This window comes from Gammaproteobacteria bacterium (genome assembly GCA_028819075.1).
Classification (GTDB): Bacteria; Gemmatimonadota; Gemmatimonadetes; order Longimicrobiales; family Gaopeijiaceae; genus BD2-11.
Genome location: JAPPMM010000010.1, coordinates 1 through 22867, shown reverse-complemented (window position 1 = coordinate 22867; position 22867 = coordinate 1). Strand labels below are relative to the sequence as shown.

The window sequence follows — 22867 nt, the reverse complement described above, 5'->3', positions numbered from 1 at the left end:
AAGCAAGTCCAAGGGTTCGCGCGCACCTGCGCCTTCCTCACCTTGTCCCTCCGCTACAACAAGGGAGGTTGGGCGAGTTGTTCCGCCGGGGCTTGGGGCAAGGGACGCGAGAAGGGCGTTGCACCTCTTCGGTGTGCGGACCTGTCGGGCTGAGTCGATTTCGCTGGCCCGTCTCCGCAGCGGCACCTGCACACGGGCGCAATCGACGAGCTTCCCGGATCGTCACCACGAGAAGCCGACCGTGTCATCCGCGTTCCCGCAGGAGTCCTCCACCGATGACTTGGCACCCTCCGGTGCCTTGGGTCACGACCGCATACGTCCGCGCAAACGTGGAGTGCCGATGCGCACTCCGGCGCTTTCGACGTGCGCACCGACAGGACGGTTGAAGCCCATGCAGGCGAATGTCTTGCGCCCTGCGTCCCAAGCGGTCGGGGCCGCAAGGAACGAGAGGGCTGATCTGGGATCGACCTAAAGGGTCGCTGCCAGGATCCCTAGCGGGAAGGCACCCTGCAATGGCTCGGCGTCGACAACGTCGCCGGCCATCCCCGGCATTCGCAAGACGCCAAGTCCGCGGCGGTGGACGGCGAACCCCAGAACGGGCGTCTCGGTGACCGAGATCACCCCCGTCTTGTGCGAAGTTAAGACCGGGCGTGTTCTCAGATCTGCTGTCCGTCGTCAAGAACTTGACCACGGCCACGATGCCGGGCACAGCCATCCTCGGGAGATGCTGCATGGCCGTGGCCTCGATCTCGCCCGCCTCCACGCTCCGTACACCCTCGCAGCAGCAGCCGAGGGCGGCGTGGTCCGTCCCAGGCCAGCGTTGGCCGCGTGGAACATGCATGACGCGACAGCCGTCAGCCGAGCGGGAAGACGAAGCCCGCCTGGACCGCCACTAACCTCGTCCGTTCGTCGCCCGACTGCTCCCTCAGGCCCCGGTAGTAGATCCCCTCCATGCCAACACTCGCACCGGAACTGCCGGGCAACGCCATCTCCACCCCTGCGCCCATGGCGACTCCGGCGTCGCCCACCCCGCACGCGACCGCCAGATCGCCTTTGATTCCGCACGACAACTGCTTCCCGACCCAAGGGCCAAGGAGGACGACCAAGGACTGCGGACCAGATGTCCGGGCGCGCAACAGCGCCGAGAACTGAAGGTAGCTCGTCGAGAGGGTCCGGCCGCGGTCGGGCTCTCCGTCGGCGTCCCTTCCAGACCCCGCACCCCCCTTCTGGGCGTAGGCGGCACCGATCCGAAGACCGAGAGCACCGCTGGAGTTGGGGACCGGGAGGTCGACGTCGGCTCCGAGGATGAGCCCCCGAACCGCGTCGGTTGCGCCACCTGGACAATCCGTCTCTGGCGGACACGGATCGTAATCGATGTGGCCGGGAACGGCGAAGCTCGCGTTGCCCACCCCGAGTCGGACGCCGACATCTTTCTGGGCGGCCGCGGCCAGCGGAGTCGGGAACAGGATCAGCACAAGCACGATTCGGCCCATTCGGTTCTCCTCCTGGTGGTGGCGGTGCCTCGGGATCTGGCCTTGTCAACAGCAACTCGTCCAGTTCCGGATCGAAGCCATACGGAACCGTGGCGACGGAGGTTCCGCCAGCGCTGGCCGATCCGTGCCTCGACCGGCAACGGATCAATCGGACAACGGTGCTCGCGCAACCGTGATGCGCCTTGGCTGGGGTCTCCGTTTCGCTTGCATGTCCCCGACCCTTGGCGCATGTTTGCACCTTGCTCGCTGCCTGGAGATGCCGCGTCGGCCAACTGCCGACCACAAGGGGAAATCGGCTGTCGGGACTCGGTCCGCCAGACCATGGTTTGCTGATTCGCACGGAGAGGCGGGGATGTCGGAAGACCGGAACCGAGTCCAGCGGATCGGCACGACCCGGTTCAGGGATGTGCATCCCGTATTCGGCTTTCTGTTCGGTGCCTGGGTGCTCCTTTGGATCGCTTCCGAGTTGTTCGCCCATCCGATGGACGACTGGTTCGAACGGGTGGCCGGTGGCTGGCTGGAGCGCTCGTTCGGTTTTCCACGTTCCTCCGGCGATGGCTGGATCAGGCTGGCGCTGATGCTCTGGCTCCTGGTTTTGGCGCTGGTCGGCTTGCGGTGGGGTTTGAAGGCGGACGGGAGCGGGCGCGGCGCGTTCTCGACGATGCTCCGCACAGTCTTGGCCAAGATGGGGCCGTGGGCGACGGTCAGCCTCGGCGGCGCGATCGGTCCGGCGCTCGGCCTCCGCATCGCGTCGCTGCCGTTCCTGCTGGCGGGTTACGACTCCGACTTCTTCACGTTCGGCCCGTGGTGCCTGCTGTCTGGGGGCGTCGTGGTCTGGCTGGCCCCTCACTTTCGAATCCGACCACCACCCGGACGTTGATGCGCCAACCAAGACGCACTCGCTGCCCTTCCCGCAGGGATTGATAGACGGGGCCGCAGCGGAGGGTGTCCGGGAATGCACATCCCAACCATCCGCGGATGCGCGCACTGGGCATCGAGGGCGTGACGCGCAGACGCTTCAAGACGGGCACGACGAAGCGGGAGGCCGGCGCGAAGGACCTGGTGAACCGGGACTTCTCGGCCGAAGGCCCCGACGAGCTCTGGGTCGCCGACATCGCGCGGGGCGCGCAGGGGCTGGCTGGCTGTACCTCGCCGTGGTGCTCAATGCGTGGAGCCGGCGGATCGTTGGCTGGGCGATGGCGTCCCGGATGTCGGCCGAGCTGGTGGGCGACGCCACCAGCCAACCGAGGTGTTCGGCGCTCTGATGGGTGAGGACGAACAGCATCACTGTGCTCGGAACGGATTCGGCGGCGGCAAGGCCCTGGATTGCGGCGGGTGGGTCACGGGTCCCGACACGCCGTGCCGAGTCCACTGCCACCGCTGGGCGACGGTGAGGGTCTTCCAGCGAGCGCCACCCGCTCGCCGGACTACGACTTGGTCATCGTGAGCACGGGTCCGGGCAGCCTGCTGCTATCGCTCGCGCGCGCACGGACGCTCGCCGTGCCCTCCTGGAAGCGAATCTCACGTCTTCGAGACGAATGACGGCTTCCGCAGACGAGATTCTCGCGCGGTTTCGGAAGCGATGTCCTCTTGGCGACTGTCCAGCAGGCTGGTAGTGTACCGGAAGCTTGGAGCGGCAAGGAGGGAGTTGGCGCAATCCGGGTCAAGCGGCAACTTCCGGTTCCGATGAGGAGGAGAAGGCGATGAGGAAGAATCAGAACGACGCGCCGATGATGCTGGTCGCGTTTGCGTTCGCCCTGCTGGCCGCTGGCTGCGATGACGGCGGGCTTCTGGTGCCGATGGATGACAGGCACAATGCGGAGGCCGTGGCGGTACTGGACCCCGAGTCCCCTGAACGTTGGCAGGCGGAGTACAACCGGTTGCTCGCCGAGAACCCCGATGTCCTGCAACTCCACCGCTCCTGGTTCGACGATGACGAAGAGCCCTCGGAGTTTTTCCGAACGTGGGAACGGCCCGCGCGGCGTTCACGTTGCAGGAATGGACGCACATCCGAAGAGGCAGTTGTCGCCATCGTAGCGGCGATACGGGCGCGCACCGAGGGAGTCGCAGCCCCGCCCGCGCAACTTGCCGAGGCTCTCGACCAGTACTTTGGCATGTTCGGACTAGGATCATGATGCGCGCCGTTCGCGCCATCGCGACCGGGGTCGACGGGGCGGAGCCCTTGTCGGCCCACCCTCGACGCTCTGGCCCACCGACCCGGTCCTGCGGGATCTGGTGTCCGCGACCCGAACGGGGAGGTGTACTGTTCCTATGGCCCTCTGTTGAACCGGAGGAGGGTGATCCGGGGCTCGATACCCGCTGAGTTGAGCACCTTTTGCGAAAAGGAGGGTGCGACCAGGATGCCGCGCGCCTTGTCTGCGGGTACACCGCTCGACTCCATGTTCCCCATGTAGGACGTAAGCTGGGTGTAATCGCCCCGTCGTGCCTCAACGATCTTCAGCTCGATTGCGATGCGCTCGCCCGACTTGCCCTTGGCGAGGAGATCAACCCGATCACTGCTGCTGTCGCTCAGGCGCTGCTGCTTCCCGACGAGGTAGATGGGGCGGTCGAAGCCGAAGTCAACAGCCTCCCAGTTAGCCCACAGGAAGTCCTCCAAGTCCTTCTCCTTCCAGCCACTTGGAACCGGGAGAAACCCTCTCGGTGGAGTCTGAAGCCGTTCCAAGGTCCATTTCGCTCCCCGCTGCGCGCTCGGCCGCGGCTCGCCTGAGAACGGATCGGATAGGCCGTGGCCGTTCTCCGTGTCGTTCTCGTCCTCTTCAAGGTCATTCAGATCGTATTCGTCTTCAGGTTCCGGCAAGTCGGGGTCGTCGTCCTCCAGAACCACCTGCGTCTCCTTGAAGTACTCACACACGCCGTACTGCAACCCCCACTGATCGTACAGAACATCTTCCATCGCATCGTCGAAGAGGAGTCTCACCAGCTTCGAATCATCCGCTCTGGGCGTGATGCTCCGACCGGAGGCGTCGGCTCTTATCAGAGCCAACACGCGCTTGCCGCCCTTCGAAATGACCAACTGAGCCACGGCGTTGGCAGCGCCCTCCTCACCACGGTCGAGGGTCAGGGCGTCCCACCATCCGACCGGATCGTCGCCGGTGACCAGCACGCCGAATGCGCCCATGATGTGCGCACGAGTCTCTGCCGGTGTACTCGGGAGTGCTGCGAGCACTTCGATGAAATCGCGAACGTGGATGTCGGTAAAGAACATGGCGGTGCGAGCCAGAGGCGTTGGTCGAGTCCCCAAGCCCGGGGGCGAACCAAGTAACGTAGCGCAGAGCACTTTCAGATCAATTGGGGTGGCTCTGAGCGCCGATCTGGCGGACGCTCTGACACTCGTGAAGTGGCGGATTGGCTAGGAGAGATTCCATCCCCTTGGACCCTCGAACTGCCTTGGCCGGAAGGCAGCAGGTTGCAACTTGGCGGACCCCCACTCGCGGCCGCGCATCCACAGAGCGGACGCCCTGCAAACGAACGAGCCCGCCCAAGCCCAATAGCCGACCGCTAGATCGCCCGACGGGATCCAGTAGAGAAGGTTCAGCACCCCCGCGCCCGTCACGCACCAAGTCAGCCACCGGAGCTTCGCGCGACGGACGCGACCGGTCAGGAACAGCGCGAGGAGCACCAGAACGCTGCTGAGCGCACTCAGCGTTTCGCCCGGATTTCCCCATTCGAGAGCGAGTTGAAAAGCCTCCCAACCCCGAAGGTGCCCGGTCGCGTCACCGACGGCGGGCAGGACCCAGGACGCCGCGAACACCCCCCCGCCAGCGCGAAGCAGGTGCCGCCACCTCGGCTTGCCCGCCTTGGCGAACTCCCTTGAAAGCGTCTTCGGCTCGCCGATGGCGTACCGGGCCAGCGCAAGCGCGCGAGCGGGAGTCAGGGCTTTGTCCAACTCCAACTCCAGATCGACATGCGCCCGCAAGTGGTCTTCCAACTCGTTCACCTCGCGCGGCGACAGGCCGTACCGTGCCGGCGGTCATTGGGGTCGGGTTCCGATCCGGCTCCACCGTATTTCGCGGATGAACGGGAATGGCCGGTAGGAATCCCGGTTGTAGGAGAAGTAGCGCACGATGACCCGTCCCTCGAAGCGCCAGCGCTCCAGAAGCCCCCAAGTGCGCGAATCCAGACTCGCGTCCCGATTGTCGCCGAGCATGAAGTAGCGGTCGTCGGGGATCACGAGGGGACCCCATGTGTCGCGGGTCGGCCGGTAGTTCTCCCTCGGACCATCAACCAGGATCTCCTGCTGCCACAGCATCGGAGCCGCGGAGAAACCGGACTCCCCTTCGGTGTGCATCACGTATGGTTCGTCCAGCACCCGCCCGTTCAGGTACAAGGTCTTATCCCGCATCTCCAAGGTGTCGCCGGGCATACCGACAAGCCGCTTGACGACGGTCAGCTTGTCTTCGTGCGGGGGATCGAAAACCAGGATCTCCCCTCTCTCGGGCTCCGAGTAGCCCGGGATGCGGATGTCGGTGAACGGAACCCGCGAGCCGAGCGCGGCCTTGTTGACGAGCAGGAAGTCCCCCGCCGACAACGTCGGCTCCATGGATCCGGACGTGATGGTGAAGGCCTGAAGCGCCACGACGCGGACCGTCAGAAGGCCGAAGACGAGGCACGCGGTCCTGACGAGCGAACGCCTGAACGACGGTCTTCGCCCTTGGAACTCTGGCTTGTTCTTTCGCATGGCGGGAGGATACTAACGGATGATCCAATACCCGTGCAAACCAAGCTGCGACCGAGCCCTAGGTCTGGCAACGGACACCTGTTCCCGACTCGGCTCCGTCGAAATGGCCTTTCTGCAAGGACTGTTGGACGGGGAGCAACCCGGTGCGGAGGGTGTCCGGGGTGCGCACATCCCCTACCCTCCCCGATGCCCGCTCTGGGGCATCGAAAGGCGATTATATGCTAGCCTGAACGCGGGCACGCGACGCGGGAGTCTCCTTGTCGTGACCGACCGACCGTTCGGGCCGGTATCGGTGCAGGGCTCGCGCGACCCGCCCCGGTAGTCGGCTGGCAATTCCCTTCCGGTACTTCCGGGGCTTCTCCACATTTCCACGTCGTTTTCCACTCATCGGTCCGTTCCGGTCATCCGTGTCCTGAACTCATCGAACTCCCGGTAGAAGTGCCGCAGGAAACGCTCGTTCACTTCCATGCGGTTGCCGAGGTCGGCAACGGCTGCCTCTATGCCGTCCAGTCGGTTGTCGACTGCGGTAAATCCGTCCTTCAACTGGTGGCTCAACTCCAGGAATTGGCCCCGCAGCTCATGAATCTGCCCGCCCAGCTTCGCGGCCACCGCGTCCGCCAGCACGTCGCTCGTTTCGAGCCGGTCCGCCACCGCGTCCGCCACCTCGTCGATTTGCTCGTTGCTCATGCTCTTGCTTCCCTGTGGGTGTATTCCTTTGCTCGCAGGGGATTCACGCTCCTCGCTCCACCATGAACTCCCGTTCCAATTCGTCGAACTCGTGCTCCACGAGTGCGCGACCCGGAAGGTCCATCGGATCCAAGGGGACCGGCGGGGGCGGATAGAGCGCGTCCCAGCCGCGCACATTGAACGCTTCCCCGCCGATCCTGACTTCCACGATCCGGGGTTCTGGCCCGAACGTGAACTCGCCACGTTCGACAGCTGCCCGCACGTGATCCGCGATGTTCCGGCGCGTGATTCCCGCCGGTCCGTCCTGATGCTGGGGCTTCATCGTCCGTTGCTCCTGTAGGTGTCTCCGTTGCGACAGCAACTCGACCGATTCCGAGTTGATGCCCCGCAGGATGTCGAGGTTATCACCCGTCCAGACGGTCCGGCTGCGGAAGTTCGGACGAACTTTCGTTGCTCGTACTCCGTGCCGCTGTAGGTGCTTCGCGCTCAAACGGTGGAACGTCCCTTTATGCGCTCGCTTCAACGTCGCCCAGAAGGACTCGACGGAATTGGTGTGCGCCATGCCCCGGACGTACTCGCCAACCGAGTGCCTCACCGTCTCGTTCCGCCGATCCGCGCCCTTGTGAGTGCGGGTGTCGTCCGTGTAGCGTTGCGCGCCCAGGCTCGCGTAGCGATCCACGAAACCCTGCAAACGTCGCTTTTTCCGTGCGCTCGATCAAGCGGGCCGAGACCTGCCCGGTCGCCCTGTCCCGGGCCGCGACGACCGCAGTCTTCCCGACCGGACCGCGACCCGTTCCCACCAGTTTCTTCCGCTTGCCGCCGAAGTAGGCTTCGTCCCCTTCCACCGGGCCGCAAGTCCTCAAGCAACTCGGCGAGCTTCTTTGAGTCCCTGATCGCCTGCCGTCCTTCAATCCGCTTCGCACCGCCCTCGTCGTCGCTTCGGCCATCTGCCTTGCTCCACTCGTGTCCCGAGATCAACGGAGGACCGACCGACCGATGGGGGGCACTGCGATCCACGGTCTGGAGCCTCCCCCACAACACCCGGCCGGATCTTCGTTACCGACGCGGCCGCCAACGAGTTGGGGTATCTGCCGTGCGTCCCGACCCCGCGGAAGCTCCGGCACCAGCGGCGATGTCTTCCTCGGCGAGCTGGACGGCTGCGTCGTGCCCGAGGAAGTGGTGACCGTCGACGAGCACGATCTCTCCGGGATCGACCATCGAGGTTTCCGGGTTCTCCACGATCTCCACTACTCGGTCGTTCTCCAGCCCGGTGGTGACGTAGCGCCACTCGGCGCGGCCGATCTCCGCTTCCTCTTCATCGAAGACGAAGAGCATGGTGCGCCGGTCGCGCTCGAGCACAGCCGAGCGCGGGACCAGGATACGGTCGGTGAAGTGCTGCGCGTCCAGCGAGACGTTTGCGTACATGCCGGGCTTGATCCGGCCGCCGGGGTTGGACAGCAGCACGGTCACGCGTGCCGCGCGGGTCTCGACATCGATAACCGGGTTGATGGTCTCCACCGTACCGGTGAAGGTTTCGCCGGGAAACGCGGCGAAGGTCATGGTGGCGCGCCGGCCCTCGTCCAGGAGTCCGATTTCCCCCTCCAGCACCCGGGCCTCGACCTTGATCGGGTCCAGTTCCACGATGGTGACCAACTCGTCGTTCTGTGCCACGAGCTGGCCGGCCACGACCAGCAGGTCGGCGATCCGCCCGGCGAAGGGCGCGCCGATGCGCGTCCACGAGAGTTCCAGCTCCGCTTGGCGAACGTTCACCGTGGCCTCGTTCAGACCGCTGCGCGACCGCGCGACGCGCGCCCGCTCCGCCCGCACCTGGGGATCGGCGATCTCGTCGTCGAAGAGCACGATCTGCTCGTATTCGGCCTGGGCGCCGGTGAGACTGCTGGTGGCGCGCGCCAGCGCCAGCGCGTACTCGGTGGTGTCGATCTGGATGAGGAAGGCATCGGCGTCAACCGGATCGTTCTCGCGCACCATCACATCCCGCACCTGGCCGGCAACGCGGGCCGAGAGAGTGGCCTGGCGGAACGCGGCCGCGCGCGCCGACGCCGCGATGCGGATCCAGAGCGTATCGCGCAGCACGCGTGCCCCGCTAACCGGTTGTGCGCGCCGGGCAAAGCTCTCCAGCGAGGCCTCGCGCACTTCGAGCGCAGTCGCCTCGGCAGGGGCTGCGGCATCCTCTTCCTCCGGAGTGGGGCGAAGCCTCAGGTAGGTCCCTCCGCCGAGCAGCACCGTGATGATGACCGCAGTCGTAACTCGTAGCGTCGTCTTCGAAAAACTCATGAGCCCAATTCCCTTCGCCGAACAGGCGATCACCTCCTACCGCACGTGCGGATCACCGCTCCTCAACGACCTGCCAAAGTGGGTATTGGCTCCGATGGAACGGTGGCCAAGCGCACGACCGCAACACGCTGTAGCTCCTCGGAGTCCGTCACCACGCCGATCGCGACCGAGTCCGTCAGGCGATAGGGTGTGAACCCATCGGGAAAGACGGCCTTCTGGAACCGTGGGGCGGCATCGTCAAGGGTAACCGTCATCCAGGTCCTGCCGTATCCGAGAGGATGGGACGAACCATCGAACTCCCGAATCCAGATCCGTCCCGGGGCACAGCGCAGATCGATCCCGAGCGGGGCTTCCGCGGCCAGGTGGTCGCCCGCACGCGCGAGCAGGTCCGTCGCGGCGCGTTCGATCTCGTCGGCGGCGACGTTCGCTCCTTGCATCTCGTGACGCATCATCGCGCGGACATAGCCCAATCGCTCCTCGTACGACAGCGGACGCCCGGTCCACGGAAGCGCGATCTGCCTGTCCTTCGTGCCGCTGGGGCGGTAGAGATGAAGGCTCCGGTCGACCGGGTCGAGCACGGCGGCGACCCCATCGGCACACCCGTCCCAGAGCGGCACCGGGCCAAGACCCATGGCCGGAACGCGGCTCGCGGCTCCGGGAAGGTCGACGCTGAAGTCCACGACCACGACCGGCTCGGCATCACCGTGCGCGTACCGCACGATTCTGCCTCCCCAGAAGTCGTCACCCCGGCTGATCCCATCGGGATAGCTGGCCATCCAGAATCCGGAGTTGTCCTCGACGACTCGAAACGGATCGCCGAAGGTCACGCTCCTGATACTGGCGCGAACGGATTCCCGGGCGATGGCTGTGGGCGTCGAACTCACGAAGTTGCCCGTTGCATCGAACACCGAGCGCCTGCGGGTGGCGAGATCCCACGCGACCACCTCGCCGGCGGACGTCGCCGCGGACAGGATCCAGGGGTTGCGGAGTTCCCCCGGCCCCTGGCCCGAGCTGCCGAAGTCGGCGAGCATCCGGCCGGAGCGATCGTACGCCCGCAGAAAGGGTGCGGCTCCGGTGAGCACCCAGATCACCTCGCCGGACTCGATGATGTCGCGCACCCCCCACAACTCCTCGCCTTCCCGGAAGGTCGTGAGCGCGGAAGGGTCGATCTCGACCTCGGCCGTCGATGTGTCCGGGAGCGTTGGGGCGCACGCGCCAATGCCGAGCGTCACGAGCATCAGCAGCGGCAGGATTGGCTGCAGTAGCCGCCGTTGACTGTGAACGAGCACACTTGCCAGGGCTGCGAGAGACGCGACCGCGGCAGCCAGAACCGGTGTCGCGACTGAATCGGGAGGTCCGAGGTAGCTGGTTCCGCCCATGAGGAGCAAGCCGGATCCGAGCGTCAAAGTGCAGGCCACGAAGCCCGAGACCATGCCCAGGCCCTCCCGCCACGGACGCTGTCGGGGAACGCCTCGCGCCTCGCGCTCCAAGGTGCCCATGATCGCGTCCACGCTGGGCTCTGGGAGCGGCGTGTCGGAGGCGCCGACCTGCCGGATCGAGACGATCAGGCGCAGCGTCTCGGCCACCTCCGCATCAACCGTTCCATCCGCCGACGTCGCAGTCGGTGCTGCCTCGCCCTCCACGGCGGCCGAGACGAGACGGTCGGTCGTCTGAGCGTCCACATCGACCCGCCCGGCACCGCGCCGACCGGACAGCGTTCGCATCTTCTTCAGCATGGGGGTTCTCCTTTGGTTATCAGGTCTCGACGCCGAGCCGGTCCATCTGGCGCAGCTTCTTCAGGCCCCGATGGATCAGCGAGCGGACTGACACCTCCTTCACGGCCAGCATCCGCGCCACCTCGGCAGTGCTCCGGCCTTCGAGGATGCGCAGCAGGATCGCGTCCCGCTCGCGCTCCCTGAGCCGCTCGAGCGCCCGGTACAGCGCGGCCGCCCGCTCCTGGCGGTTCAACTGGTCGGCCGGATCGGGTGTGTGGTCGGGGAGATCGCCGTGGTCGTCAAGGCGGACCAGGCGTCCGTACCGACGTTTGCGTGCCTCCGTCCGGCAGACATTCCTGCACACCGTCAGCGCCCACCCGAGAAAGGATCCGGTACCGGCGAAGCGCGCACGCTTGCGGTAGATGCGGACCCAGCAGAGTTGCAACAGATCGGCCGCGTGGTCGTCATCCCGGGCATAGCCACGGATCAGCCGCAGCATGCGCGGGGACGTCTCGCGGACCAGGTCGCGAAACAGCGCCCGGTCTCCCGCATGAAATCGCTCCCGGTCGAAGCCGGTGCCGCCATCGCGCGGGGTCAACGGCGGGGCTCGCGGTCCGGGCGGACGAAGGCGAACAGGATCCCTGCCGCAATGGACGGCACACACAGCGGGAGGACGAACAGCAGACCTCCCCAGGCCGCGTAATATTGGACCAGTTCGTCGGCCACGGCCACGGGAATCCAGAACGCCACGAACAGTACTCCGCCTGTGAGCCAGCGCGTGGCGTAGCGGGTCCAGGTGGACAGTCCGCCAGTCAATCTTCCGGCCAGATCACCGAGCACGGTGGCGAGCAGGACGAACGCCGCGTTCGCAATCGGCACGATCAGCGTCGCGAGATCGTTCGCCGCTCCACGCAAGTGCCTCGCGGCCTCGTTGCCCGTCGCCGCCTCCGCAGCGGCTCGGGCGGATCTTACGGAATCGAGCAGGGCGGCGGGAAGCGGCCAGTCGGCGCCGGTCCAATGCGCGAAGGCGGGCCACACAAGCGCCGGCAGGGCGTATGCCGCCAGGGCCAACGTTGCCAGGAGAATCCAGAGACGCGCGGCCGTACCCGCAGAACCGAAGATGCCGCATCCACCCAGGGCGGCGGCAAACACCGCAGCGGGGAGGATCTGGACAACGATGAGAGGGAGACGCCTGACCACCAGCGCGAAGAAGTCAGGCACCGCATCCGGACGCCCCCAGAAGTGGGTCGCCGAATACGCGAGGTACACGGCCAGAAGGACGACAACCCAGATCGCGATTCGCCTGGGGAAACCGGATTCCGGCTGCGGATGGGACCTGGTCTCGGTCATATGCACCCCCGTGGCGCAGTGATCTTGCCCGATGCGGCTCGCGCCGAACGCGGTCGTTCTACAAAGGGGATGCAGCATCGGCGGGATCCGTTGCGAGATGCCCCGGGTAACCACTGAGCCCGTCTCCTCCGGAACCGGCCTTGGTTGGGGCCGTGACGCGATATCGTGGGGGATGTTGCTCGCCCGCAAGCCGGCTTGGGCGGCGCTCGCCATCGCCGTCGGCCGGCATGGCCCGGGCGCGTTCGCAGCCGCATTCGGCACTCCTGCCCATGCCGCATCGGAGCGTCAAACGACAGGGGGGCGATTCGCACTGGCCTTCCTGCTTATCCAGCAGACCGGGCTATCCCCATGTGACCCGGTCCTGCAAATCAAGCGGGTATTTCCAAGAATGGAAGAGACAAGCGACCCGGCAGTCCGAGGGCCTGCTACGGGTTCGGGGGCAGGCGCGTTTGCTCACCGCTACGCCCAGCCCTTCCGGCCGCTCCCAGACCAACGATTCCTAGCTGGAAGGCACCCTGCAATGGCTCTGTGTCGGAAATGTCGGTGGCCGTCCCCGGCATGCGCAAGACGCCAAGCCCGGGCCGGTGGACGGCCAACCCCGGAACCGGTGTCTCGGTGACCGCGATCACCTCCGTGTCGTGGAAGTCAAGACTCGGCGTGCTCTCAGGTCTTCTGCCCGTAGTCAAGAAGTCGACCACGGCCCCGATGCCGAGCGAAGCCGTCCCCGAGAGGTGCTGCATGGCCGTGCCCCGACCTCGCCCGTCCCCACGCTTCGTACACCTTTCTTCGCCGCCGTCGAGGCGGGCGTGGCTCATCGACAGGGTTGCCGTTTGGGACGTGCAGGTACGCGACAGTCATCGGCCGAGCGGGAGGACGAAGCCTGCTTGGAACGTCACGAACCTCGTCTGTTCGTTGCCCGACTGCTCCTTCAGGCCCCGGTAGCAGATTCCCTCCATGCCAACACTCACACCGGAACTACCTGGCAACGCCATCTCCACCCCTGCTCCCACGGCGACTCCCGCGTCGTCCACCCCGCAGACCGCCGCCAAGTCGCTGCGGGAAACGCCGCCGAGCCCGTCCGCATCCGACGCTGGGTTACAGCCCCGCTTTCAATACGGCAACCGCCCCCCCGATCGGGTCTTGCCGAAATCGGGGTTCAAGCCGTGCCTTCATAGGTCTTCAAGGGCCGGTCGGGTACCCCAGACGCCGCTGTTCGTCCTCCCAAGCTTTCGCAACACTGTGAGCGTACGGACCCGTTCCGATAAGCTCCATCCGGACATTATCGCCGAAGGTCCGCTGGTGCTCCCGTTCACGCCGGGCCGGGCCGGTCGTGATCCCCACATGAACGATCCTGCCATGTTTTTTGATCACATAGCACCACGTGTCCGGTCGTTCTCGTGCCATCAGTCTGCCTCCTCCTGGTCACGCACCTTCGGTGGAAGCGGATTCAGCCAGCCTTGGATGATCCCCTCCACATGGGCGAGCCGCTCCCCGAGTCGGGCGAGGCCATTATCAATTCGGCGAGAAAGCGCCGCATAGGCGGCTCCCACGGCCAGCAAGATCGTCACGATCACTGCGACAGTGTCTGTGCTCATCGAGCTCCCTCGTCATGCAGGTAGAAGTTGTTGCGCTATTCTCGCAGAAACCCCTGACTGCCACAAGACCGGCAGCGACGGTGGCCGCCTCGCCAAGCATCCCCGAGGCACCCGCCCCGTACGGTTCGCGGGCGGACCGACGGTCGTCGTCGGTTTGGCCGTAATGGATCAAGCGCCTGCGGTAGTGGCCTCCTTTAGGTCGATCCGACCTCGAACCAGACGGACCACCTTCGTGACGGGTTCGGAGGGCCCTCTCGATGAACCGTTTCACCAGTCCCTGTCGAGCCTCCCGAGGCCGTGGTGCTCGAATCGGACCAGCGTGCGGTGGGCGAAGGCGTAGGCTGTGGTGCGGTCGTCCCCAGAAGCATGATCCGGCTCGCCGGGACCGGCTAGGTCGGCGGCTTGGACGTCCGTTCCGCCGAAGCCCGGACGAGGCGAACCGCGTATGAGACGGAAGGCGGCCTCGCACCGAGTCTGGAGTCCGGGAGCTCCGAATTCGGAACTGGCATGCCTGATGCGAGGCGAGTAATGTTCCTACACCTTGTGGCGGGCCATCCCCCGGACAGGCGGGCATCAGGCCAATTTACGCAACCTCCCCGAAGAAGAGAACCATGACCAAACCACTTCATGATGGATGTGATCGGCCCCACCCTGGGGGAGCCGGAGCGCCTAGGGTTCGCCGCGCTCGTCCGCGGCCGCCGGTAGGTCGCCTCCACCCCCATCAGCCGCATGAGCCGCCGGATCCGGTGCCGGCCCACGATGACGCCTTCCCGGCGCAGGTGCCGCATCATCTGCCGGCTCCCGTAGAACGGATAGTCCATGTGAAGCCCGTCCATGCGCCGCATCAGCGCCAGGTTCTCCGCGCTCTCGCCCTTCGGCCGGTAGTACAGCGACGACCGGCTCACGCCCAGCAGACGCACTGCCTCGACAGGCTCAGCGCTCCATCCCGCTCGACCGTAAGCTCTCCGATCTTCGCGTGCAGGTCGTGGATCTTCGCCTCATGCTCCTTGGCGCGCTTGCGCCTCCCGTCCCGGGCGAACACCTCCGGCACGGCGTCCAGCAACTGCCGCTTCCAGGCGCTCACCTGGTTGGGATGAAGCTCGTGCCGCGCGGCGATCGCCTGCACGCTGTCGCGCTCCCGCAGCGCCTCCAGCGCCACCCGGCCCTTGAACTCCGCCGTGAATCGTCGTCTCTTCCTGGCCATCTCGGTGCCTCCCGTTTGATACCGGAATCCACCTTAACGACCTGTCCAAAAACCGGGACCACCTCAGGGAGGGCGGGGGAGTCCAGTACCGGGGAAACCAGCTTCTCTGGCAAGACGATCGGGAACATCAAACTGGTTACGGATGGTGAAACGGAATACCGGATTACGGGAGACAACGTTGTACACGGCGGCGAAGTCGAGTCGGAGACACCTTACGCGCGGACGTTCACTCTGGACGAGGTCTCCGGCCCGACGGGCGATGAACCCAATTAGGAGTCCTCCGTGCTGATTCCGATGCATGTCAATCATGCTAGGCGCGAGCGAGTGGGAGCGCTGGAGAACCTGCTGTAGGGACGACTTCTCTTGTCCTCGCCGAGTACGGTGGTCTTACTTCCATTGGACAGTCCGGGGGCGATTCTGCGGGTGGATTCCTTGGATTCCGAAGCCCTCAGTGATCCCGCTTGAAGCTGGCGTGAGCGCGCCAGCGGGATCCAAAACGCTCCTCGGGCCCGAGATGTCTTACGAAGTCGATTACCCGATTCTTGGCTTGCCCAATTGCCCAGAGAGTAGCGATCGCCATGCAATCGCGCATGCCAATGACGCCATCCATCTGGTCAGACGGCAATGTGCCAAGGCCACTCGTCAATTGTCTCCAAATAAACAGAGTCCAGCATATGGCATCCGATGGTGCACGCTCCTCCAAGTGCCGTTGCAGCAGATGTTCGATCTCTGCAACCTGCACCGCGGAGCGATCTTGTTGAATGACATCAGCCAGAATGGGCATTACTGACGGATAGTGGAAGGCGATTTCCAAGACGTGTCGTGCACATCGCTGCAACGATTCGCCGGTTTCGACGTTGCGGGCGAGTGTTCGTGCGGCGTATTTGACAACGTTCTCGTTGCGCCACTTTGTCTGAAGGTTGATGGCAAGATCAAAAAGGTTTCCCAATGAGGATGGATGGGATAGGTCCACTTCTGACAGTTGGGTCCGTAACTGTATCACCCACGGATCATCTGTCGTGGCCGGAAGCATGGTAATGCTGGTCTTACTGGAGTTGAGTTGGAGGCCATATTCGGCTAGATGGTTTTCCAAGTCGACGACGAAAGCATCGGCCTCGCGCTTGGAGGTACAGTAGCATTGGTAGTCGTCAACGAATCGAATAAAGGTGTACCCCTTGTCTCGTAGGCCAGCATCTACGGGGTCGAGCAGTAGTTCGGAGAGAATGTGCGACGTTCCGGGCCCTATTGGGATCCCGAGAGTTTCGCCACGTTGCATTGCGCGTGAGCGTTTGTCAAGTAGGTTGCCGTAGTGCTCGTCACCCCAGTTTTCCTTTTTCTTGGCGAATTCTTTTCCGTGTACGGCCCAAGGAATCGCGTGCGTATACACAGAGGGGAAGAACGCCGCGATGTCGGCCTTGACCAGATACCGTTTCCCGATGGCTAGATCCAGACGTTCAGCGGCAGCGCGACGTTGGGAAGGAGGGTGTCGCTGGATGATTACCCGAGACTGTGTTTCATCCGCATTGTATGAGCCCCATGAAACCAGGTTGTCGTCTGTGGACACTCTCGGCACGATTCGGCTGTCTACATTCTCATCAATCAAGCTCATGATCTCATCCCATGACTCAGTGATCGCGCTGCATAAACGGGCGTAAGGCTCTGGGTGCGGTATCATGAGGAGCCGAGTGCTGTTGGCATGCCGGGTAAGTCGATAGGAGATGGAGCCACTGATACGGACTGGAGTCTTGCGAAGCAGGACATCAGCAACCTGTGGAGTTAGGAGTTTGCTTGAGAAGCAAGGCGGCAGTTCGTCCCGTGACCGACCAGGTAGGTAATCGCTCTGGAGAAGAGCCTGATGAGCGTATTGTTGGTCAGGAAGGGAAGGGCTCCGGTGGGACTGATCTTCGTCAGCAAGAGCCTGCCAGTCGCAGCGGGGGCACTTCAATATCGTGCCGTAATAACCTTCGGGGTCTTGCAATGAGATCTCCTCGATCTCGCTCATCATTCCTGCGGATTCAAAGCACTCGGGGCAATGGGTGGCGTGCTCGTCCTCGTAGTCCTCTCGACCGAGGTACTCGGTCTTCATCATGGTCTCATTTCCTCTCGCAAGGTGGACGACAAGAGTCCCCGCCCCCCATAGGACGGGATCCCGGCCACGCCCTCAGCAAAACTCTGATCTCATATATCTTCGAACGAGGGGGGTGTCCCGGCGCGTGTCTCTTGCACAGGCCCATGTGACCCCCAAGGTTTCGGCGATGCTCACGACACTTCCCAATCATCGGGTTAGCGTGCACCGTTCGCCGACCACGGTTGTTGCCCAACTCCCAGCGGCCCACACGTTTACGGATCTTCGAAGTGACGTCCGACGAATTCACCGGAGGACTCCCACGCCCGCTTGACCTCGTCGGAATCTGGATGGCGATACCATGCGTCGGGCCAAGCCTTGTCGAGATTCCACTCCCAGGACACTCGTGCTCCCTTCTTGAAATTAGTCCTAGTTGACGGGAAGATGCGACGTTCGGCGGTTTGGTCGCCCGGTGATTCCGTCTTGATGATGACCCCCTTGGCGCCAGGGATCTCATGTAGGCACTGCTCGTCGGAATAGATTGGTACTTCGACCTCCTGCACCCAATGCCGCTCTCGCGGAAGCGATCTGAGCGCTCGGTATAGAGATACTCCAGAGTCAAGAACGCTTAGAATCTCCCGGTCATCTGCACGTCCGCCATGGATGAGCCTGTTTCTAGTTCTGTGGAACAAGCTGAGGCCACTTGTGATATGTTTCGGTAGACCGTAGTGTTGGTCAAGCCGGGCTATTACGCGGAGGAATGACGGGGGTACCCTTTGCTTCCAGTCTCCAACACTCGCCAAGAGGTCGCGTCCCTCCTTTTCGATTTCCCTGGCTAGTAGAAGCAGGCCAGCCGTGGGCGATACGGCGGCCGTTTCGAGTACGCTCTCGACTGCGTCGGGGGTTGGCCGCGGTGTCGTCACAGTCCGCGGGTATTCTCGGGTGTGAGATGTAGTAGTAGTAGGGGGAAGAGCCACGGCCTCGTCAACGGCTAGATCGGCGACTTCCTGCAGCTCCCGGGAGTCGGGATGTAGCTCGAATGCGCCGCCAAGTATTGAGGCCTTCTTGATCCTGCTGAGCAGTCCGGAAATGTCTTTCGCGAACCTAAGGACAACGAAGAGGGCGAGAAGCGGCCAGAGAAGCGGTGCGATCGACTCCAACAGTGCGGCGAGTTCGCTCACTTTGCAGTACCTCTGTGTTTAGCATGGCCGTAGTTCAACTCGGACCGACCCCCGACCAAGGATCGATCACATTCAGGCCCATACCCTCGAAGTCTCGCACATTGCGAGTGACCAGAGTGGCGCCGCGTGAGCGGGATATCGCGGCGATCTGGCAGTCGGCCTCGCCGATTGGCCGGCCCGCGCGACGACGCTCGGCAGCGATCTCCGCGTAGGCTCGAGCCGCGGCACTGTCGAACGGAAGGATCCGTCCTCTGAAGCCGAGATCCAGCCAGCTTGTCATCGCGGCCTCCAGCGCGTTCCGCCGCTTGCCGGTCGGCATGATCGCGACGCCGTAGAGGAGTTCCGCTTCGTTCACGGCCGTGAGGTACATGTCCTGCGCATCGTGCTCACCGATCCATGCCACTACGGCCGCCGTCGGGTCGGGGCGCATGAGTTCGGACGCGACGTTCGTATCTATGACGAACATGAAGCCGCTCAGGAGAAATCTGGAGGCTCGCGCATCGGCCCGCGCGCGGGAAGTTCAAGCTGAATCCCGCCTAGAGACGCGAAGCACTGTCGCGTGAACGTCGCGAGATTCCGGGGACCAGAGCTATGGCCACTCACGGCGTCGCGCAGGATGAGGCGAGCTTCTTCCTCCATCGATCGGTGATGCTCGGCGGCGCGTACGCGAAGGCGCGTCTTAACGTCGTCGTCTAGGTTGCGGATCGTGATACTCGCCATTGGCCGTGCCTCCTCGGGTGCGGAACGTGCGAAGAAGCTACCGCATGATTGCAGTGCAATCAAGAACATCGAACGCCTGCGCGCAGATTGCTGCTCTGTCGGTACGGTGGATCCAGACATGATCTAACGGCAAGAATGGCAGATCGTACAGTCTCGATAAACCTAGACGATTGCCGCGCATCACGTTCACGGTAGGGCGATTCCGCAGACGATGACTGCAGAGGGAATTATAGCGAATGGTGCCCAAAACCTATTGCATTTCCGGCCCGTGGGTATTATACTTCTAGTGTGAGAAGTGAACGCAACCCGCGACGGGGCAAGGACATGGCAAGCAAGACGGGACCCGGAAAGAGCTACCGAAAGGGGCTCTCGCTGATCGAGGCGTTCCGCAAGTTCCCGGACGATGCGACGGCGGAAGCATGGCTCGCGGATTGCCGTTGGGGTGACGAGCCCGCTTGCCCGCATTGCGGAGACACCAACGTCCAGACCGGCGCGAAGCATCCGACGATGCCGTATCGGTGCCGGGGCTGCCGGAAGCGGTTCAGCGTCCGTATCGGGACGGCGATGCAGGATTCCAACATTCCGCTCCAGAAGTGGGCCATCGCCATCTACCTGATGACGACTTCGCTGAAGGGCGTGTCGAGCATGAAGCTGCACCGCGATCTCGGGATCGCGCAAAGCTCGGCATGGCACATGGCACACCGTCTTCGCGAGGCGTGGGCGCGCCAGGGCGGGTTGTTTGCCGGTCCGGTCGAGGTTGACGAGGCGTTTTTCGGTGGTCTGGAGGGCAACAAGCACAAGTCCAAGAAGCTGAACGTCGGTGGCGGCACAGGCGGCAAGGTTCCCGTGATCGGGGCGAAGGACCGGGACAGCAACAAGGTCGCGGCCCGCGTGATCGAGAACACCGACAAGGCGACCGTGACGGAGTTCGTGGAGAAGCACGCCGATCCCGATGCGAAGGTCTACACGGACGGCGCGAGCACGTACAAGGGCAGGAAGCAGGAGAAGGTGAAGCACTCGGTTGGCGAGTTCGTCCGGGGGCAGGCGCACATCAACGGGATGGAGTCGTTTTGGGCGATGCTCAAGCGGGGCTACACGGGCGTCTACCATCGCATGTCGGAGAAGCATCTCCAGCGGTACGTGAACGAGTTTGCGGGACGCCACAACATCCGCCCCCTCGACACGCTCGCGCAGATGCGCGCCATCGTGCGGGGTCTGGAGGGCAGGCGGCTCCGCAAGGCCGATCTGGTGGCCTGAATGGGACTCCAGCCCAACACCCTGTACTACGGGGACTGCCTCGACTGGATGCGCCGCTGGGATGATCGGTGCGTGGACCTGATCTATCTCGATCCGCCGTTCAACTCGAAGACGGACTACAACGTCCTCTACTCCGCGAACGGGGCCGGGGACGCGCAGTTCCGGGCGTTCTCCGATACGTGGACGTGGGACAGCGACGCAGCCGACCGGCTGGACCGCTACGAGTCCGCCATCGGGCGACGCGCCCACAACGCGATCATGGGGCTCCACCGGATGCTGGGGCCGTCCGGGATGCTCGCCTATCTGACGTACATGGCGGAGCGTCTGGAGGAATGCCACCGGCTCCTGAAGCCAACCGGGAGCATCTACCTGCATTGCGACCCGACGGCGTCCCACGGGCTCAAACTCGTCATGGACGCCATCTTCGGGCCGGGCAACTTCCGCAACGAAATCGTCTGGAAGCGGACCTACTCTCACGGCGGGGCTCGGCGTTGGGGGCCAATTCATGATATCCTGCTTTTCTACTCGGCATCCGATGCATACCAGTGGAACCGAGTTCATCAGGCTTATGATCCCAGCTATGTCGCAAAGTACTACCGCCTTCGAGACAAGAAGGGACGATACCAACTGGTGTCGCTGACAGGGGCCGGAACCCGAAACGGGGCATCCGGTCAACCGTGGCGGGATGTGAACCCGACACAAGCCGGTCGTCATTGGGCTGTTCCTGCGGGAGCATTGGCAAACGTTCTGGAGGACCACGACCCAAGCACGCTGTCCGTACAGCAGAAGTTGGATGCACTGGATGCCGCAGGGTTGATTTACTGGCCACCGAAAGGGAAAACGCCGCGCCAGAAACGCTATCTCAGCGAAGCTCCCGGCGTTCAGATTCAGGACGTGGTCGCGGATATTGGCCCTATTGCTCGGGGAAGTGAGTATCTCGGCTATCCGACGCAAAAACCCGTGGCCCTGTTGAAACGGATCATTCAGGCTAGCAGCAACCCCGGTGACGTTATCCTAGACCCGTTCTGCGGCTGCGGGACGGCGATAGATGCCGCCAACCGCCTGGGCCGTCGCTGGGCCGGTATCGACATATCGTCGTTTGCCATCGACCTGATCCGGGGGAAGCGTCTGAAAGACAAGACGATCCCGGTGAAGGGCATCCCGTACGATCTCGCGTCCGCGATCAAGCTGGCGCGGGAACAGCCGTTCAACTTCGAGTCGTGGGCCGTTACGCGGCTTCCGGGGTTCGCGCCCAACACGAAGCAGGTGGCGGACGGTGGCGTTGACGGTCGCGCCACGCTTGCGCACAAGCCAGACGATCACCCGTCGCGGCTCGCGCTCGCACAGGTGAAGGGCGGCAAGTTCAGCCTGTCGGCGCTCCGCGACTTCATCGGCGTGACGGAGCGCGACAAGGGCGCGCTCGGCTATTTCGTGACGCTGGAGCCCGTTCAGACGAAGGCCGCGAAGAAAGCGGTCGCGAACACGGGCCGCATCCGGGTCGCGGGCTATCCGTACCGGCGCACACACCTTTGGCCAATCTCCGACTACTTCGACGAACGCCTCCCGCCCATGCCGATCATGGCAGACCCCTATTCCGGCAAGCCGCCGGAGCAAGGAACCCTGTTCTGATGGGCAACTGGCATGAGGACGTGCTGATCGTCGATCCGAAGACGGGCGAGTCCCGCGACTCGCGTGACGACAACAGCCCCGAAGCGTGTCGCCAACGGCTCCGCTCCATTGAAGCCGCCAAGCGCTGGCGGGCTGGCGACATAGACGGCGCGATGATACTCCTCGGCGGCAAAGACCTTCCACCTACACACGCAAACCGGAGACGACGTTCTGATGACCGACAAGCGCGATGATTCACCGACCCGCAACGAGCACTTTCCGCGCATTGACGCGACGCCGGAGCAACTGGCGAAAGCCTTCCTCCGCGACCCGGCCCGGAACCGCGAGGAATGGGACTATATGAAGAGCCGGAAATCCCGCGAAGCCCGCTCGGACGGGTGAGCGGTTTGGGCACCATTCGCTATAATTCCCACTGCAGAATCGGCCATCGGAGGTAAGCCCGCGCACATGAGCCCCACGATGGAGACCGAGAAGCCCCATCCCCAGTTGGCCGAGGGGTTGGCCCGTGAGCTGGTCGATGTTCTCCTAGCGGTACGCCGCCTAGATCCGCCCCCCTGTTCGAGTTGCCAATGTGCCGGCCGATCAACCGGTGCGCCAAGATGTCACGGCGTTGGCCGAACGGGCTGTCGACCTCCGGGTGGCTTCGACGATTCTCGGACGTCGACGCCGAAGACTGTCTGGTATCGGACAGCCCTCGCGAGTGGAGGGCACCTCTCCCTTGACGCCGTCGCACTAGGATCCCCGATGACGACCCAGCGTCAACGGTCTGACAAATGTCCGCCGTTTGACCCGATTTTTCCGCTACTTGGGCACGACAGATCTGATCACGGCCTCACGGCAAGAACGGCAGATCGTGCAGTCCTGATTGAACTTAGTAGACTTCTTGCCGAGATACGCGGCTCGCGTACTCCGCACGGTATGTACAAGTACGATGGAGTGGTCGCCCCCTCCCGACGGCATCGCGATGTGCCAAGATG

At 63.9% G+C, this 22867-nt stretch carries 21 protein-coding genes; 5 read left to right on the top strand and 16 right to left on the bottom strand.

Translation table 11 applies throughout. The features are described from left to right. Positions 1–854: 854 nt before the first annotated feature. Positions 855–1493, bottom strand: a complete 639-nt coding sequence (locus OXU32_00795; protein MDE0072508.1) for a hypothetical protein — start codon at positions 1491–1493, stop codon at positions 855–857. Between the two features lie 352 nt (positions 1494–1845). On the opposite strand from OXU32_00795, the gene OXU32_00790 reads away from it, so the two are divergent. Both OXU32_00790 and OXU32_00785 read left to right on the top strand, forming a co-directional pair. Beyond that, the gene (locus tag OXU32_00790; GenBank protein MDE0072507.1) at positions 1846–2373 is read left to right on the top strand and encodes a hypothetical protein; all 528 of its coding nucleotides are present in this window, start codon (positions 1846–1848) and stop codon (positions 2371–2373) included. Positions 2374–3196: 823 nt separating this feature from the next. Further along, on the top strand, positions 3197–3628 hold the full coding sequence (locus OXU32_00785; GenBank protein MDE0072506.1) for a hypothetical protein: 432 nt from the start codon (positions 3197–3199) through the stop codon (positions 3626–3628). Positions 3629–3762: 134 nt separating this feature from the next. On the opposite strand, the gene OXU32_00780 is transcribed toward OXU32_00785, so the two are convergent. The 15 genes from OXU32_00780 to OXU32_00710 form a co-directional block, all read right to left on the bottom strand. After that, the gene (locus tag OXU32_00780; GenBank protein ID MDE0072505.1) at positions 3763–4719 is read right to left on the bottom strand and encodes an endonuclease NucS; all 957 of its coding nucleotides are present in this window, start codon (positions 4717–4719) and stop codon (positions 3763–3765) included. A 144-nt stretch (positions 4720–4863) separates the two neighbouring features. Next, a complete protein-coding gene (locus tag OXU32_00775; GenBank protein MDE0072504.1) occupies positions 4864–5442 on the bottom strand; it encodes a hypothetical protein in 579 nt (192 codons plus the stop codon). A 42-nt stretch (positions 5443–5484) separates the two neighbouring features. Continuing rightward, the gene (lepB, locus tag OXU32_00770; GenBank protein ID MDE0072503.1) at positions 5485–6192 is read right to left on the bottom strand and encodes a signal peptidase I; all 708 of its coding nucleotides are present in this window, start codon (positions 6190–6192) and stop codon (positions 5485–5487) included. Between the two features lie 384 nt (positions 6193–6576). Beyond that, on the bottom strand, positions 6577–6879 hold the full coding sequence (locus tag OXU32_00765; protein ID MDE0072502.1) for a hypothetical protein: 303 nt from the start codon (positions 6877–6879) through the stop codon (positions 6577–6579). A gap of 43 nt (positions 6880–6922) precedes the next feature. Continuing rightward, positions 6923–7201 (bottom strand): hypothetical protein, encoded by a 279-nt coding sequence (locus tag OXU32_00760; protein MDE0072501.1) that lies wholly within the window; start codon positions 7199–7201, stop codon positions 6923–6925. Between the two features lie 734 nt (positions 7202–7935). Continuing rightward, positions 7936–9174, bottom strand: a complete 1239-nt coding sequence (locus OXU32_00755; GenBank protein MDE0072500.1) for an efflux RND transporter periplasmic adaptor subunit — start codon at positions 9172–9174, stop codon at positions 7936–7938. 62 nt (positions 9175–9236) lie between these two features. Further along, positions 9237–10910, bottom strand: a complete 1674-nt coding sequence (locus OXU32_00750; protein ID MDE0072499.1) for a hypothetical protein — start codon at positions 10908–10910, stop codon at positions 9237–9239. A gap of 19 nt (positions 10911–10929) precedes the next feature. After that, positions 10930–11553, bottom strand: a complete 624-nt coding sequence (locus OXU32_00745) for a sigma-70 family RNA polymerase sigma factor (protein ID MDE0072498.1) — start codon at positions 11551–11553, stop codon at positions 10930–10932. After that, positions 11484–12239 (bottom strand): hypothetical protein, encoded by a 756-nt coding sequence (locus tag OXU32_00740; GenBank protein ID MDE0072497.1) that lies wholly within the window; start codon positions 12237–12239, stop codon positions 11484–11486. The genes OXU32_00745 and OXU32_00740 overlap by 70 nt, the downstream gene beginning before the upstream one ends. 1403 nt (positions 12240–13642) lie before the next feature. Then, on the bottom strand, positions 13643–13834 hold the full coding sequence (locus OXU32_00735) for a hypothetical protein (protein MDE0072496.1): 192 nt from the start codon (positions 13832–13834) through the stop codon (positions 13643–13645). A 901-nt stretch (positions 13835–14735) separates the two neighbouring features. Beyond that, positions 14736–15038: a transposase gene (locus OXU32_00730; protein ID MDE0072495.1), complete on the bottom strand. Its 303-nt coding sequence runs from the start codon at positions 15036–15038 to the stop codon at positions 14736–14738. 448 nt (positions 15039–15486) lie between these two features. After that, complete coding sequence (locus OXU32_00725; protein ID MDE0072494.1) at positions 15487–17127, bottom strand: RNA-directed DNA polymerase; 1641 nt, start codon at positions 17125–17127, stop codon at positions 15487–15489. Positions 17128–17378: 251 nt separating this feature from the next. After that, the gene (locus tag OXU32_00720; protein ID MDE0072493.1) at positions 17379–18284 is read right to left on the bottom strand and encodes a hypothetical protein; all 906 of its coding nucleotides are present in this window, start codon (positions 18282–18284) and stop codon (positions 17379–17381) included. A 34-nt stretch (positions 18285–18318) separates the two neighbouring features. After that, the gene (locus OXU32_00715; GenBank protein MDE0072492.1) at positions 18319–18750 is read right to left on the bottom strand and encodes a type II toxin-antitoxin system VapC family toxin; all 432 of its coding nucleotides are present in this window, start codon (positions 18748–18750) and stop codon (positions 18319–18321) included. 8 nt (positions 18751–18758) lie between these two features. Beyond that, on the bottom strand, positions 18759–19004 hold the full coding sequence (locus OXU32_00710) for a plasmid stabilization protein (protein ID MDE0072491.1): 246 nt from the start codon (positions 19002–19004) through the stop codon (positions 18759–18761). Positions 19005–19328: 324 nt separating this feature from the next. Between OXU32_00710 and OXU32_00705 the strand changes: the two genes are divergently transcribed. The 3 genes from OXU32_00705 to OXU32_00695 all read left to right on the top strand — a co-directional run bounded on the left by OXU32_00705 (position 19329) and on the right by OXU32_00695 (position 22271). Further along, positions 19329–20261, top strand: coding sequence for an IS1595 family transposase (locus tag OXU32_00705; protein ID MDE0072490.1), 933 nt, complete (start codon positions 19329–19331; stop codon positions 20259–20261). A 48-nt stretch (positions 20262–20309) separates the two neighbouring features. Continuing rightward, entirely contained in the window at positions 20310–21890 is a 1581-nt protein-coding gene (locus OXU32_00700) for a DNA methyltransferase (GenBank protein MDE0072489.1), read from the top strand. Between the two features lie 213 nt (positions 21891–22103). Continuing rightward, positions 22104–22271 (top strand): hypothetical protein, encoded by a 168-nt coding sequence (locus tag OXU32_00695; protein ID MDE0072488.1) that lies wholly within the window; start codon positions 22104–22106, stop codon positions 22269–22271. Positions 22272–22867: the final 596 nt, after the last annotated feature.

Coding starts and splice junctions, on each gene's coding strand:
- OXU32_00795 (MDE0072508.1), bottom strand. CDS start 1,493: ATGGGCCGAATCGTGCTTGTGCTGATCCTGTTCCCGACTCCGCTGGCC.
- OXU32_00790 (MDE0072507.1), top strand. CDS start 1,846: ATGTCGGAAGACCGGAACCGAGTCCAGCGGATCGGCACGACCCGGTTC.
- OXU32_00785 (MDE0072506.1), top strand. CDS start 3,197: ATGAGGAAGAATCAGAACGACGCGCCGATGATGCTGGTCGCGTTTGCG.
- OXU32_00780 (MDE0072505.1), bottom strand. CDS start 4,719: ATGTTCTTTACCGACATCCACGTTCGCGATTTCATCGAAGTGCTCGCA.
- lepB (MDE0072503.1), bottom strand. CDS start 6,192: ATGCGAAAGAACAAGCCAGAGTTCCAAGGGCGAAGACCGTCGTTCAGG.
- OXU32_00765 (MDE0072502.1), bottom strand. CDS start 6,879: ATGAGCAACGAGCAAATCGACGAGGTGGCGGACGCGGTGGCGGACCGG.
- OXU32_00760 (MDE0072501.1), bottom strand. CDS start 7,201: ATGAAGCCCCAGCATCAGGACGGACCGGCGGGAATCACGCGCCGGAAC.
- OXU32_00755 (MDE0072500.1), bottom strand. CDS start 9,174: ATGAGTTTTTCGAAGACGACGCTACGAGTTACGACTGCGGTCATCATC.
- OXU32_00750 (MDE0072499.1), bottom strand. CDS start 10,910: ATGCTGAAGAAGATGCGAACGCTGTCCGGTCGGCGCGGTGCCGGGCGG.
- OXU32_00740 (MDE0072497.1), bottom strand. CDS start 12,239: ATGACCGAGACCAGGTCCCATCCGCAGCCGGAATCCGGTTTCCCCAGG.
- OXU32_00735 (MDE0072496.1), bottom strand. CDS start 13,834: ATGAGCACAGACACTGTCGCAGTGATCGTGACGATCTTGCTGGCCGTG.
- OXU32_00730 (MDE0072495.1), bottom strand. CDS start 15,038: ATGGCCAGGAAGAGACGACGATTCACGGCGGAGTTCAAGGGCCGGGTG.
- OXU32_00725 (MDE0072494.1), bottom strand. CDS start 17,127: ATGATGAAGACCGAGTACCTCGGTCGAGAGGACTACGAGGACGAGCAC.
- OXU32_00715 (MDE0072492.1), bottom strand. CDS start 18,750: ATGTTCGTCATAGATACGAACGTCGCGTCCGAACTCATGCGCCCCGAC.
- OXU32_00710 (MDE0072491.1), bottom strand. CDS start 19,004: ATGGCGAGTATCACGATCCGCAACCTAGACGACGACGTTAAGACGCGC.
- OXU32_00705 (MDE0072490.1), top strand. CDS start 19,329: ATGGCAAGCAAGACGGGACCCGGAAAGAGCTACCGAAAGGGGCTCTCG.
- OXU32_00700 (MDE0072489.1), top strand. CDS start 20,310: ATGCGCCGCTGGGATGATCGGTGCGTGGACCTGATCTATCTCGATCCG.
- OXU32_00695 (MDE0072488.1), top strand. CDS start 22,104: ATGACCGACAAGCGCGATGATTCACCGACCCGCAACGAGCACTTTCCG.